Consider the following 12,479-nt stretch of genomic DNA (forward strand, 5'->3'; position numbering starts at 1 on the left):
AACTATTCATTTAGAAATTGTTTGTCAATCAAATTAGATACTAACTTCCCTGAAATCAAAGCAGGAGGAACTCCTGGACCAGGAACTGTTAGTTGTCCCGTAAAATATAAATTACGAACTTTTTGACTTTTCAGTTTTGGTCTTAAAAAAGCCGTCTGTAATAAAGTATTTGCCATCCCATAAGCATTGCCTTTGTAGGAGTTGTATTGCTCCACAAAATCATTCTTACAAAAAGACTCCTTAAATATAATATTTTTCTTGATACTTTGTCCTGTAAGTTGCTCAAAACGAAGCATGATTTTTTCAAAATATGTTTCTCTTAATTCAGGCGTATCTTCGATTCCAGGTGCTAAAGGAACCAAGAAAAAAGCCGATTCCATGCCTTCTGGTGCTGCCGTTGGGTCAGTTATTGATGGAAAATTAGCATAAAACAAAGGTGCTGCAGGCCAATGCGGTTCATCATAGATTGCTTTTGCGTGAGCGTTAAAATCGGTATCAAAGAACAACATGTGATGCGAAATGTTTTCTAGTTTTTTATTAAAACCAATATAAAACAACAAGGAAGAAGGAGCAAAAACTCTTGATTCCCAATATTTTTCAGAATACATTCGGTGTTCTGCTTGCAACAGCGTTTCAGTGTGATGATAATCGGCACCACTCAATACTATATCCGAATCGATTCGGTTACCATTTACAACGATGGCTTTAGCAATTTTATTTTCTACGATTATTTTTTCAACATTCGAGTTGAAATAAAACTGAATACCTAATTCTTTGGCCAAATCTTCCATAGCTTGCACCACATCAAACATCCCTGTTTTAGGATGCCACGTTCCCAAACCAAAATCGGCAAAATTCATAAAACTGTAAAATGAAGGTGTATCAGAAGGTTTAGCACCCAAAAACAAAACAGGAAATTCTAAAATCTGAATCAACTTTTCATTTTTGAATTGCTTCCTAACATCACGGCTTATATTACTAAAAAACTGACCGATTTTCTTTGCCGTTTCCACAGTAATTAATTCCAAAGGTGATACTCCAGGACGGTAAACCAAATCTTTTATAGCAATATCATAATTACTCTTGGCTTTTGCCATAAATTGGCGAAGTGCTGTCCCACTTCCTTTTTCTACAGACTCAAAAGTAGCAACGATTTCATCTAAATTATCTGCAATGGCAATAAAATCGTTCACTCCAAAATAAACTTGATAAGCCGGACTTAATTTGATTAACTCATAATAATCGCTAGGTTTTTTATCAAAGTCGGCAAAAAAACGTTCAAAAACATCCGGCATCCAATACCAACTAGGACCCATATCAAAGGTAAAACCTTCTTTTTTTAATTGCCTAGCTCTACCTCCTATTGAGGCATTTTTTTCATATACCGAAACCTCATGCCCGCTTTTTGCTAAATAACAAGCCGCTGACAATGCCGAAAAACCAGATCCTATTATTGTAATTTTCTTTTTCATTTGTTCAACAAATATATAAAAACATTAAACAAATAACTATAACTTTTCAATTAATTCTTGCGGTGTATTAAAAACCAGTATTTGATCTGCAAAAAAAGATTGATCTATTAGCGAAACTAATCTTCCAGTAAACCACAACTCATTAGAAACACCTGATAACTCCGCCACCATCTCCTTCACATATTGATTTACATGATCCCTATCAGGCATTACTGTTAAACAGCTTACAAAAACTATAGAATTAAAATGTTTTTTCATTTCGCTCAAAAAATTAACCGGCATACTTTCGCCTAGATAAATACTTTTATAGCCAGCTAACAAAATTTCATAATGCAAATACATCAATCCTAGTTCGTGAATTTCATCAACAGGCAATGACAAAACAAACACTTTATCCGTTTTGGTAGGACTTAAAACTTGAAGTTTTTCTGAATTTAAAATTATTTTCTGACGAATCAAATAGCTCATAAAATGCTCATGAGCAGGGGATATCGTATCTGTTTGCCACAACAAACCAATTTCTTCAAACAAAGGAATAAAGACTTCTTGAAAAATTTCCCTAAACGATTTCTCCTCAGCTAACCAATCGTAGGTATTGAAAAACAATTGCTGATCAAAATGCATCATCGCCATTTTCATAGCATTAATAGCATGATTTTTAGCATTTTTTGTGGATATAATTTGCCTAACTAAAGTAGGTACTTCTTCTTCAGAATATTTGGCTATCTTGGAAATTTTATAACCATAATCATTTAAAAAACAAATATTTAGTAATTTTTGCAAACTGTGCAAGTCATACAAGCGAATGTTAGTATCCGTTCGCATAGGTTCAAGAATTTGATATCTTTTTTCCCAAATACGTATAGTATGCGCCTTAACCCCAGATAGATTTTCTAAATCTTTTATACTAAAAACAGTCTTAACATTGTTCATCTTATTCTAAATAACGTTAAACAAATATACGTTATTATTTTAAGATTAAAAGAATATTTTTGATAGTTTTTAAACCTCAACTATTTCATAATGATTTAATTTATCCAAATCTAAAATTGTTTTGGTTTTATCTCCACTCCTTTCATACATCGAAACAAACTTTGCTCCATAAACAATTTCATCAAAAGTATAAGAAGTTCGTGCAGCTACTGTATTCGAAAATAGCTCATCAAAAGTTTTTACAAATACTAAAATCTCACCAACAGTATTCTCAAAATCTTCTTTAGTAAAGTCATACAAAGGACTCTGATCATCAATAGGATGCACTAAAGTCCAACTCAAAGTCAACAAATTAATCTTAGAAAGTTCTAAGTCTAATGAATAAAATTTATTAACCTTTACTCCATTTTCTTCAACGCTCATCCCTAACGTTATTTTTGCCTCCGCATCAGTAAAATTTGTATTCTTAAAAGGAGTCATCCTTACCATTAAAGCACGCCCTTCTTTATACGGAGCAATAAGAGCATTGTGCGAAAATTTTAAAAATGCAGTGGGCTTGCTAAATCTTCCAAAAAACAATCCTGTTGCGATTGCAAATGTCAACAAACCTATCAAAGCCTCCGTTGCTGCTATAAAACTAGTTACAAAGCCTTGCGGACTAATATGCCCATAACCAACAGTAGTAAAGGTCTGCGCACTAAAAAAATAAGCCTGCCCAAATTGCACTAATTGACTATAAGTCAAAGGAATACCATCCAAATGTTCCATTCCTATAACAAAATAAATAGAAGCAAAGACAAAATTTATCAGTAAATAAAAAGAGAAAATAATTCCAAAAAACTTCCATGATGGCATATCAATCATAGTGTGGTACCAACTAATACGATGCAAAAAATGCATACCTCTTTTTTCTACATTGGCCACCCCGTTTTTATTAATAAAACGCCCACCATAACTGTTAGCATTGGTTCCAAAACCTGTATTACGGTCTAAAACCGCTTTCAAATTTATCTTATCTAAAAAGGACATCGAAGTACATTGTATTGTTTTGAAAGTAAAAGTAATTAAAGTATTGATAAAAAAGTAGTAATAGCAGCTAGCAGCTTTAAATAAAAAAAACAAATTCATTTAATTGAATTAAATAGTATTTTTGACCTGACTTGAAAAAAATACAATGAAAATAGAATCATCATGAAAAAAGCAATCGCTTTATTATTCGTTTGTAGCCTATGGGGTTGCGCCGAAATGCAGCAAGTACTCAATCAACTCCCACAAACATCGGGACCAATAGGAACTATCGATATTGCAGGAGGATTGAAAGAAGCCTTAAACAATGGAATAAGCAAACAAGTTAGTAAACTAACGGCTACTGATGGATTTTTCAGAAATGAAGCTGTCAAAATACTTTTACCTGAAGAATTACGAAAAGTAGATGCTGGATTAAGACGAGCTGGACTGAGTTCTCTTGCCGATGAGGGGCTAAAAGTAATGAATCGAGCAGCAGAAGATGCCGTAAGAGAAGCTACTCCTATATTCGTTAGCGCAGTAAAAAACATGAGCTTTACCGATGCTAAAGGCATTTTATTAGGAAATGACACTTCAGCAACAACTTACTTGGAAAATTCAACTTCAATAGCCTTGTATGGAAAATTCAATCCGGTAATAAAAAACTCTTTTACCAAAGTAGGTGCCGATAAAGTTTGGTCAAACATCATCACAAAATACAATAGCCTTCCATTGGTTACAAAAGTAAACCCCGACTTAACCGATTATGTAACAAAACAAGCCATGAGTGGCGTTTTTAAAATGATTGCTGTTGAAGAAAAAAACATTCGTACTAACATCAGCGCCCGAACTTCACCACTGCTACTTAAAGTTTTTGCGATGCAAGACAACCAATAATAGTATTTGCTGAATCAAAAAAATAAAACTAGTTTTGATTAAAAGTACACCATTATCTAAAAACTATTTCAATATTCTTTTTTGAATTATACTCTGGTAATTCTCAAAAAATATTGAAAATCTGAACTAAACAATAATGCACAAAATAACGATACTAATCCACTGCGAAGACCAAAAAGCAATTATTTCCTCTGTAACCAATTATATCGCAGGAATTGAAGGAAATATTATTTATCTTGACCAACATGTAGATGCGCACGAAAATGTTTTCTTCATGCGTTTAGAATGCGAGTTCAATACTCCTAATTGGGATTTAGAAGCTATAAAAAAAGATTTTCAAACAAATTTAGCCGATAAATTCAATATGTCTTGGGAAATTTATACCCAAGAATACAAACCAAGAATGGCGCTTTTTATATCTAAATACGATCACTGTTTATATGATATCCTAGGACGTTACAGCGCTGGTGAATTACCATTAGAAATACCACTTATTATCAGCAACCATGAAGATTTAAGAGGTGTCGCTGAACGTTTTGAAATTCCTTTCCACCATGTACCTTTTACTAAAACCATTAAAGAAGAAGGTGAGAAACAACAAATTGCTTTACTAAAACAATACGATATTAACTTTATTGTATTAGCGCGTTACATGCAAATCATTACACCTAAATTGATTGAATTATACAAAAACAAAATCATTAATATCCATCATTCATTTTTACCTGCTTTCCCAGGAGCAAAACCTTACCATTCCGCATTTGCAAGAGGAGTTAAAATTATTGGTGCGACAAGCCATTATGTAACAGAAGAATTAGATGAAGGACCAATTATTGAACAAGATATTACTAGAGTGACTCACAGCCATTCTATAGAAGATTTCATTGTTAAAGGTCGTGATTTAGAAAGAAGTGTCTTAGCAAGAGCCATAAAATTACACGCCGAACGCAAAACAATGGTCTACAATAACAAAACGGTTATTTTCTCTTAAGCGTTAAAATTAGTTAAACAAGTGTTTAAAACTTAACTTATAACCAACAAAGTAATAACAAAACCTTAACAGCCTTTTCGTTCATAAAGTAGCATCTTTGCAATGTAATGAACTGGTTATTTATTATATTTGGTTTTGGTTAGTTAAAACAAGTGCTAGTATTAAAAAAATACTAGCACTTTTTTGTTTTCCACATTTTATATCCTGCAAATTAAATTCCAAAAGACCTTTTTAGATTAAAACAGACACTCAAAACACCAACTTTAATTTTAGTATTATTCTTAAAAAACACCGATAAAACACTTTAAAAAGTAAGACTTAACATTGTAAAGTAGGTTTTTAATATTAAGTTTGTGTAAATTCGGCGAAAATTTTCTGCTATGAATGGTCTACTAAAAGAGAAAAGTGAAATAGAAAAATTACAACAAGAGTTCAAAATTCTAACAGGACAAATACAAAAAGACACTAATTCATCTTCAAATAACGAAGAAGAAATGATACTTGAAGATTGCGAAATCTAATTTAGTGCAAACTCATAAAATATTCAAATGCTTTCAATAATCGGCTACCGTGCCATGAAAACATTTCACCATCAACCAATATTACTTTTGCCGATGGGCTTATAGCCGCCATTTCTACGGCATCTTTTTCTTTGAAAGGATAAGGCTCGGAGGACAACAATAGATAATCTATTTTTTTTACAGCTCTTATTTCCTCAGGAGTCACTACAGGATATCTGGATTGATTGTCAAAAACATTTTCAAAACGGTTCAATTGCAATAAAGCATTAATATAATTAGCCGAACCAGCAACCATATAGGGATTTTTCCAGATAAAATAAGCAACTTTTCTAAAAGGCTTTTCTGCGATAAACGACGTAAATGTATTTAAAGAAAACCGAATTTTAGCATTCAATGTTTCAGCCTCTGGAATACAATGAAACAATTGCCCAAAATCACTTATCATCTTAAAATTATCTTCAACACACTTAATATCAGTAACCCAAACAGGACATAAGGTTCTAAGCGTTTCGACAATTTCCCGAGTGTTCTCTTCTTTGTTTGCTATAACAATATCAGGCGCCAAACTTTTTATTTTTTCAAAATCAACTTGTTTAGTTCCTCCTACCACAACTTTCTCTTTACGTAAATGCGTAGGATGGATACAAAACTTAGTAATTCCTAGCAGCTTAGACTCCAAACCTAAATCGACTAACAACTCTGTTTGAGAAGGAACTAAAGAAACAATTCTTTGAGGCACTTTATCAAAAACATGCTCCGTTCCTAAATCGTCAATTAATGTATATTTTTCCAAATTAAATCTTTAAACAAAAATAAATAACCATAAAAAAACCACTAAAAACAGCGTTTTTAATGGTTTCTTTCCTATCGTACTCAACTAATTTAATTAATAGCTGCCATAATATTTTGCATTTCTTGTTGCATTTTTACAGCTTCCTGTCTTGCCTTTTCGGCAAAATCAGCTCCTTTTGATGCATAAATAATAGCTCTTGACGAATTCACTAATAGTCCAACATTCGTATTCATTCCGTATTTACAAACTTCAGACAAACTACCTCCTTGCGCTCCTACTCCTGGAACAAGCAAAAAGCTATCTGGAACAATTTTTCTAATTTCAGTAAAATATTCTGCCTTTGTAGCACCAACCACATACATCAAATTCTCTGAATTTTTCCAAGTCTTAGATGTTTCTAAAACCTTTTTGTATAATTCTTTTCCCTCTACTTCTAATGTTTGAAAATCAAAGGCTCCCTCATTAGAGGTTAATGCTAACATGATGGTATGTTTATCTTCAAAAGCTAGAAATGGCTCTACTGAATCCTTCCCCATATAAGGAGCTACTGTAATACTATCAAAATTCAAATCCTCAAAAAAAGCTTTGGCATACATTGAAGAAGTATTACCTATATCACCGCGTTTGGCATCGGCAATGGTAAAAATTTCAGGATAGTTTGAATTAATATAATCAATTGTTTTTTGTAAAGACATCCATCCTTTTAAACCATAAGCCTCAAAAAAAGCAATATTAGGTTTGTAAGCAACTGCTACATCATGAGTCGCATCAATAATTGCTTTATTAAATTCAAAAATAGGATCTTCTAATTCTAAAAAACTTTCAGGGATTTTATTTAAATCGACATCTAAACCTACGCATAGAAACGATTTTTTCAAGTTAATTTGCTCAATTAATTCCTTTGTAGTCATGCATTTTGTTTTACAGTTTGCAAAGTTACAAAGCCAAAGCTAAATTATAGAAGAATTATATAAGTTTCTCAAAAAATTCTATAACAGCTCCAGAAAAAGACTCCTGTAAATTTGAAAAAACATCTAATTTTAGCAACTGTTTCATTACTTTTACTAAAAACCTAAATCAATAGACTTGAAACTATTTTTAAAAACAGACACCAATTTTCTAATTAAGAAGATTTTAGAAGAGAAATTAGATGTATTTAACATCAAATATTCTATTGTAAACAGTAATGAAATTTTATTTTTAGAAAACATAGAAACAGCCACCTATGAAAAAATAACTGCGGTGCTTAACGACTATGGATTTGAAATCATAGAAAATCAAAAAAACATTATCGTTCAAAAAATCAAAGAAACGATTATTGAAATGATTTTTAACGAAAATGCTCCTGCTGTTAAAAGTTCTGTGTACTTAGCCGAAAAACTAGACCATAGTTACGGCTATCTTTCCAATCTTTTCTCGGAGGTTACCTATACATCAATTGAGAATTTTATCATTATTCAAAAAATTGAATATGTCAAAAAACTCATCACACAACAAGATTTGACACTCACTGAAATAGCTTTTAAACTCAATTACTCAAGTGTAGCTCATTTGAGTTCGCAATTTAAAAACACCACAGGAATTACGCCATCGGCATTCCAACGCATTATCAAAAAAAGAAGCGAAATAAGCACTCAAAACATAAACTAAACCTCATAAGGATATGCAAAAAGATTTCATCATAATTACACTTGCTGATGACGACGAAGACGACAGAATGTTCTTTACAGACGCCTTCGAAGAATTAAAAATCAACACGGTTGTTAATACAGTAAATGACGGAGTTGCACTAATGGACTTTCTAAACCATCCTGAGACGGTTTTACCTAACATTATTTTCTTAGACTTAAATATGCCTTTAAAATCAGGTATCGAATGTTTAAAAGAAATCAAAGCCAATCCCAAATTTAAAGATATTGTTATTGCCATCTATTCGACATCATCTTCCGAAGAGGACATCGAAAACACTTTTGTTTTGGGAGCCAATATTTACATTAAGAAACCCAATAATTTTGGCAAACTAAAAGAAGTTTTATCCGAAGTAGTTACCATAAACTGGCAATATATTACTTCGGGATTAGATAAAGACAATTTTTTATTACGCATGTAAACTATGTTCAAACCTAAGTTTTTAGATTCGATAAGCTTTATTAGAGCATTATTTTTAGTCGCCTTTTTTATTTTAATTTTTTTAGCATCTGTCACTTATAGACACATTAAAGAATTAGATAAAATAAGTGACTCCATCTCTAATACTTATGAAATTTCTTTAGAATTAGGCAATCTTATCTCTTATATTAAAGATGCCGAAACAGGCCATCGTGGTTATATCATCACTAAAGATTCGCTTTACTTAGAACCGTTTATCAATGCCAGAAAAAACGTAAATCAGTCCTTCCAAAACCTAAACATCATAATAGAAAAAAATCCTAAAAAGCAGGAAGAACTCAATCGAATTTACGATTTAGTAGACAAACGTTTTTCGTATTTTAAAAATCGTTTTATTGATAAAACCGAATTCAATAACGATTTTAGAGAAGGCAAGTTAGTAATGGATTCGTTGAGAATTGAACTCAATAACATGCTCAGCGAAGAAAACAAATTACTTGATTCTAAAGGCAAACTTTATAAATACAATAACTCCAATACGCCTTTGATTGTGTTTTCGACCTTCTTGATTTCGATTCTAATTTTAGGTTTAGGTTATTTACGAATTATAAAAAACTACAAAGACTTAATTAACCAAAATATCCAACTAAAGATATTTGATGAATCTAGTAAACAAGCCGAAATCCTTGGTAAATACGGCAGTTGGCTACTAAATATTGAAGACAAAACCTTTAATTATTCGGATAATCAATTTCGATTATTAGGCTGTTTACCTACGTCTTACAATCCTACTTTTGAAAACCTGTTAGAGTACATTCACCCGGAAGATAAAGAATTACTTAATCAGGCTTTTAACCAAGTAGAAAAAACGGAGTTACTACCTTTAATTCATTATCGTATCATCAAAAAAGACACACAAGAAATACGTCATTTTAGAACGACTGCAAAAATTTTTACCGATCATTTAGGCAATAAAAAAATGATTGGAACCACACAAGACATTACCGATGATTACCACAAAACAGAATTAATCGAACTTAGAAATAAAGAATTAGAGCAAAACAACAAAGAGCTAATGGAGTTTAACCATGTGGCTAGTCATGACTTGCAGGAACCACTTAGAAAAATTCAAACTTTCATTTCTAGAATTGAAGACAAAGAAAAAGCGTCACTTTCTACCAGTGCCCAAAATTACTTTGAAAGAATACAAGAAGCATCTAACAGAATGCGTATTCTAATTGACGATTTATTGCAATACTCTAGAACGAGTCGTTCCGAAAAAATATTTGAAAACACTGATTTGAACACTATTGCCTCAAATGCAACAAGTGAACTATCGGAAAACATCATGGAGAAAAAGGCACAAATAAACTTTGAAAAATTACATAAAGTTCAAGGGATTCCATTTCAGTTGGAACAATTGTTTATCAACCTCATTGGGAATTCCTTAAAATATGCTAAAGAGGAAGTAGCCCCAATAATTACAATTACTACCAAAAAAGTTAAAGCTTCTAAAACACCTAAACTAAATGATAGCTCTAAAAAAGAATACATCAAAATTGTTTTTAAAGACAATGGTTTGGGCTTTGAACAAATATATGCCGATAAAATATTTTTACTTTTCAATAGACTACATGGCAAAAAAGACTATCCAGGTACTGGTGTAGGACTTGCAATATGTAAAAAAATTGTAGAGAATCATAAAGGACAAATTTTCGCGAAAGGAAAGCCAAACGAAGGAGCAGTTTTTGAAGTCTATTTGCCTGCTTAAATGAAATTATATAACAATCTCAAATAATGATATAAAATAAATAGCATACTAATTTTTACTTTTACACAAAACTCAAGAAATGAGCGCATTACACAACATAAAACAACTTCTTTTTTTACTGCTGTTTTACACTTGTTGCCTTTTAATAGTCTCTTGCGAACAAAAAGCAAAAGAAGCCCCAGCAACTGATACAACCGAAGAATTAAGAAGCGAACCAAAAACCAAAGAGTATACTCAAGTAAGCGAACTGGTACTCACACAAATGGCTGAATCTAATTTGAAAGTGGTAGCAATAACACAAAAAGCACTGGAATTAAAAGTACCTAAAAATACAAGAATGATTCTTCAAGAGATTGAAAAAGAACATAATCAACTTAAAAATCAAATTAGAAAAATAGCAAAAGAAAACTTCATCATCATTCCTAACATCTTATATGACACAAATACATTGAAGGATTTCATTAGCGAAAGTAGCATCGATAAGTACTTACAAAAAATAAACAATTCCCTAACTGCCGAATTAGAACTTTTTAAAAAAATTGCCTCTTCAACCTATAATAAAGACTTACTAGATTTAACCAATAAAGGCATTATTAGCATCGAAAAAAATATTGATACTATTCAAAAAGAACAAAAATAGGCCCCAATAAACCCTACATATATATCCACTTAAAACACCCGTAATGGGTGTTTTTTTTGCTCAAAAAAACGAAATGGCAATTCTATAAAAGTCTCAAAATATCCTGTAACATTTTTAATATAAAGCAGTTGCATCTTTGTAATGTAGAATTAGAACTACTAATAAAGCACATTAAATAACTTAAAATAGACAGCCATGAAAAGATTATTATTTGCAGGAATACTAAGCCTATCTTTGATACATTTTGCAAAAGCGCAAACCCTAACTCCTTCAGCAGGTATTAAAGGAGGACTCAATTTTACGAATCTATACACTGAAGATGTAAACGACAACAATGTATTAAGCAGTTTTAATGCCGGTCTTTATGCTAATCTTCCCGTTTCATCCTCCGTTTCAATTCAACCTGAAATTAATTTCTCCCGAAAAGGTTCTGAATTAGTGTATGACAATGCATTTGCAACAGGAACAACAAAATTAAAACTGAATTACCTGGAAATGCCCGTTTTGTTAAAACTAAATGTCACCCCTAATTTCAACATTCATTTTGGTCCTTACGCTGCTTATTTAATTGACGGACAAGCTACAAACGAAAGCTCTGATGGTTCCTTCAATTTTGAAGAAAACATCAACAATGATGACTTAAACAAATGGGATTATGGACTTTCTGGAGGGATTGGATTTGACTTTGACTCAACTACTTTAGGAATTCGATATAATTATGGTTTACAAACCATTGGTAAAGAACGAAATTTTGGAGGAAGCACCTATACTTTCCCTGACTCCAAAAATAGCGCATTGAGTTTGTATGTAGGTTTCAGACTCTAAATAACAATTTAAAAAACGACAATCATGGGAAACATACTCTATCTCGCCGCAGTATTATTAGTAATATTTTGGGCACTAGGATTTTTTATATACAGCATCGGAAGTTTAATACACATCTTATTATTAATTGCTGCAATCGCAGTCCTGATGTGCATTATAAAAGGAAAAGAACTTTAAAATAATAATAACCCTTAAATCTATAAAATTATGAAACCGAACAAAGTAATATTAGGAACAATTGGAGGTTTAGCCGCAGGAGCCATTTTAGGAATTTTATTTGCTCCAAGTAGCGGAAAGAAAACAAGAAGAAGAATTGCCGAAAAATCAAAAGCTTTGAAAGAAAGCGCAAAAGAAGACTTTGACAACTTGATTCAAAAAATCGATAGCAAATACAAATCGATTTCTGATGATACGCACAAATTTCTTCAAGATGGAAAAACAAAATTAGAAAACGAAGTAGCAAAGAAAAACTAAGGCTAATTCGAAAAACCACTATTGGTTAACGTAAAACTCAAAAAAGAA

Annotated in this window: 15 protein-coding genes; 10 read left to right on the forward strand and 5 right to left on the reverse strand. The window is 31.9% G+C overall.

What is annotated here, in order from left to right; genetic code table 11:
* Positions 1-2: 2 nt before the first annotated feature.
* From P5P90_RS05650 to P5P90_RS05660, 3 genes are all read right to left on the reverse strand, one after another.
* Positions 3-1,472, reverse strand: a complete 1,470-nt coding sequence (locus P5P90_RS05650; protein WP_278036210.1) for a phytoene desaturase family protein — start codon at positions 1,470-1,472, stop codon at positions 3-5.
* A 36-nt stretch (positions 1,473-1,508) separates the two neighbouring features.
* Positions 1,509-2,405 (reverse strand): MerR family transcriptional regulator, encoded by an 897-nt coding sequence (locus P5P90_RS05655; RefSeq protein WP_278036211.1) that lies wholly within the window; start codon positions 2,403-2,405, stop codon positions 1,509-1,511.
* Positions 2,406-2,474: 69 nt separating this feature from the next.
* Positions 2,475-3,434: an ion channel gene (locus tag P5P90_RS05660; protein WP_278036212.1), complete on the reverse strand. Its 960-nt coding sequence runs from the start codon at positions 3,432-3,434 to the stop codon at positions 2,475-2,477.
* Positions 3,435-3,596: 162 nt separating this feature from the next.
* Here P5P90_RS05660 and P5P90_RS05665 point away from each other — a divergent pair, with 162 nt between their 5' ends.
* From P5P90_RS05665 to P5P90_RS05675, 3 genes are all read left to right on the forward strand, one after another.
* Positions 3,597-4,307 (forward strand): DUF4197 domain-containing protein, encoded by a 711-nt coding sequence (locus tag P5P90_RS05665; RefSeq protein WP_278036213.1) that lies wholly within the window; start codon positions 3,597-3,599, stop codon positions 4,305-4,307.
* A 136-nt stretch (positions 4,308-4,443) separates the two neighbouring features.
* Positions 4,444-5,298, forward strand: a complete 855-nt coding sequence (gene purU, locus P5P90_RS05670) for a formyltetrahydrofolate deformylase (RefSeq protein ID WP_278036214.1) — start codon at positions 4,444-4,446, stop codon at positions 5,296-5,298.
* 380 nt (positions 5,299-5,678) lie between these two features.
* Complete coding sequence (locus P5P90_RS05675; RefSeq protein ID WP_278036215.1) at positions 5,679-5,819, forward strand: hypothetical protein; 141 nt, start codon at positions 5,679-5,681, stop codon at positions 5,817-5,819.
* A gap of 1 nt (position 5,820) precedes the next feature.
* On the opposite strand, the gene P5P90_RS05680 is transcribed toward P5P90_RS05675, so the two are convergent.
* Together P5P90_RS05680 and pyrF are read right to left on the reverse strand one after the other, a co-directional pair.
* Positions 5,821-6,612: an ABC transporter substrate-binding protein gene (locus P5P90_RS05680; RefSeq protein WP_278036216.1), complete on the reverse strand. Its 792-nt coding sequence runs from the start codon at positions 6,610-6,612 to the stop codon at positions 5,821-5,823.
* Between the two features lie 89 nt (positions 6,613-6,701).
* Positions 6,702-7,523, reverse strand: a complete 822-nt coding sequence (gene pyrF, locus P5P90_RS05685; protein WP_278036217.1) for an orotidine-5'-phosphate decarboxylase — start codon at positions 7,521-7,523, stop codon at positions 6,702-6,704.
* A 175-nt stretch (positions 7,524-7,698) separates the two neighbouring features.
* Between pyrF and P5P90_RS05690 the strand changes: the two genes are divergently transcribed.
* The 7 genes from P5P90_RS05690 to P5P90_RS05720 all read left to right on the forward strand — a co-directional run bounded on the left by P5P90_RS05690 (position 7,699) and on the right by P5P90_RS05720 (position 12,431).
* Positions 7,699-8,262: a helix-turn-helix domain-containing protein gene (locus tag P5P90_RS05690; RefSeq protein WP_278036218.1), complete on the forward strand. Its 564-nt coding sequence runs from the start codon at positions 7,699-7,701 to the stop codon at positions 8,260-8,262.
* 13 nt (positions 8,263-8,275) lie between these two features.
* Complete coding sequence (locus P5P90_RS05695) at positions 8,276-8,722, forward strand: response regulator (protein WP_278036219.1); 447 nt, start codon at positions 8,276-8,278, stop codon at positions 8,720-8,722.
* Positions 8,723-8,725: 3 nt separating this feature from the next.
* Positions 8,726-10,492 carry a sensor histidine kinase gene (locus tag P5P90_RS05700; protein ID WP_278036220.1) on the forward strand — a complete coding sequence of 589 codons (1,767 nt, stop codon included), beginning with the start codon at positions 8,726-8,728 and terminating at the stop codon, positions 10,490-10,492.
* Between the two features lie 79 nt (positions 10,493-10,571).
* Positions 10,572-11,132 (forward strand): hypothetical protein, encoded by a 561-nt coding sequence (locus P5P90_RS05705; RefSeq protein WP_278036221.1) that lies wholly within the window; start codon positions 10,572-10,574, stop codon positions 11,130-11,132.
* 195 nt (positions 11,133-11,327) lie between these two features.
* A complete protein-coding gene (locus P5P90_RS05710; RefSeq protein WP_278036222.1) occupies positions 11,328-11,957 on the forward strand; it encodes a porin family protein in 630 nt (209 codons plus the stop codon).
* A gap of 24 nt (positions 11,958-11,981) precedes the next feature.
* Positions 11,982-12,134, forward strand: a complete 153-nt coding sequence (locus tag P5P90_RS05715) for a lmo0937 family membrane protein (protein ID WP_278036223.1) — start codon at positions 11,982-11,984, stop codon at positions 12,132-12,134.
* Positions 12,135-12,164: 30 nt separating this feature from the next.
* Positions 12,165-12,431, forward strand: coding sequence for a YtxH domain-containing protein (locus P5P90_RS05720; RefSeq protein WP_278036224.1), 267 nt, complete (start codon positions 12,165-12,167; stop codon positions 12,429-12,431).
* The last annotated feature ends 48 nt before the right edge of the window (positions 12,432-12,479 follow it).

This window comes from Flavobacterium nitratireducens (genome assembly GCF_029625335.1).
In the GTDB taxonomy this organism is placed as follows: Bacteria; Bacteroidota; Bacteroidia; order Flavobacteriales; family Flavobacteriaceae; genus Flavobacterium; species Flavobacterium nitratireducens.